The sequence below is a fragment of the Actinomadura sp. NBRC 104412 genome (assembly GCF_030269515.1).
Taxonomy (GTDB): domain Bacteria; phylum Actinomycetota; class Actinomycetes; order Streptosporangiales; family Streptosporangiaceae; genus Spirillospora.
The window spans coordinates 1-950 of the sequence record NZ_BSTM01000096.1; the positions used below are offsets into that span (position 1 = coordinate 1).

The 950-nt window shown below is 71.8% G+C and carries 1 protein-coding gene; it reads right to left on the reverse strand.

Annotated features, from left to right (window positions below; all coding sequences use genetic code 11):
• Window positions 1-948 (reverse strand): ATP-binding cassette domain-containing protein (locus QSK21_RS35890; RefSeq protein ID WP_285702218.1); only part of this gene is annotated, 948 nt, incomplete at its 3' end.
• Between the last annotated feature and the right edge of the window lie 2 nt (window positions 949-950).

Genomic DNA, 950 nt, shown 5'->3' on the forward strand with positions numbered 1-950 from the left:
GGTGTCGGTGTCGTGGTGGTCGGTGTGGTGGCCGGTGAGGGCGAAGAAGACCTCGTCGAGGCTGGATTTGCGCATCGACAGCTCGGTCAGCACGACACCGGCGTCGTCGAGGCGGCGGACCATGGCGGGCATGATGGCGGGGTCGGTGATGGCGACGGCGACCAGGCCGTCGCGGATCTCGGGGGTGGCGCCGGCCAGGTCGGCGGCGATGCCGGCCACGGTGGGGGTGTCGGCCCGGTGGCGGGCGCGCATTTCCAGGACCTGCCCGCCGACCTGGGCTTTGAGCTGGTCGGGGGTGCCGTGGGCGATGATCTGGCCGCGGTCCATGACGATGATGTCGTCGGCGAGCTGGTCGGCCTCTTCCAGGTATTGGGTGGTGAGCAGGACGGTGACGCCGTCGGCGGTCAGGCCGCGCACGATGTCCCACAGGGCGGTGCGGCTGCGGGGGTCCAGCCCGGTGGTGGGTTCGTCCAGGAACAGGATCTGGGGGTGTCCGACGAGGCTGGCGGCCAGGTCCAGGCGGCGGCGCATGCCGCCGGAGTAGGTTTTGGCGGGGCGTTCGGCGGCGTCGGTGAGGCCGAAGCGGGTCAGCAGTTCGGCGGCGCGTGCCCGGGCGGCGCGGCGGGTCAGTCCCAGCAGGCGGCCGATCATGATGAGGTTCTCGGTGCCGGTGAGCAGTTCGTCGACGCCGGCGTATTGGCCGGTCAGTCCGATGAGCCGGCGGACCTGGTGGGCGTGGCGGACCACGTCGTGGCCGCCGACCAGGGCGGTGCCCCGGGTGGGTTCGATCAGGGTGGCCAGGACGCGGGTCGCGGTGGTCTTCCCGGCGCCGTTGGGGCCGAGCATGCCCAGCACCGTTCCTGTCTGGGCGGTGAAGGACACCCCTGCCAGCGCCTGGGTGTCCCCGAAGCGCTTCACCAGGCCATCGGCCTGGATGGCGTAGGTCATGT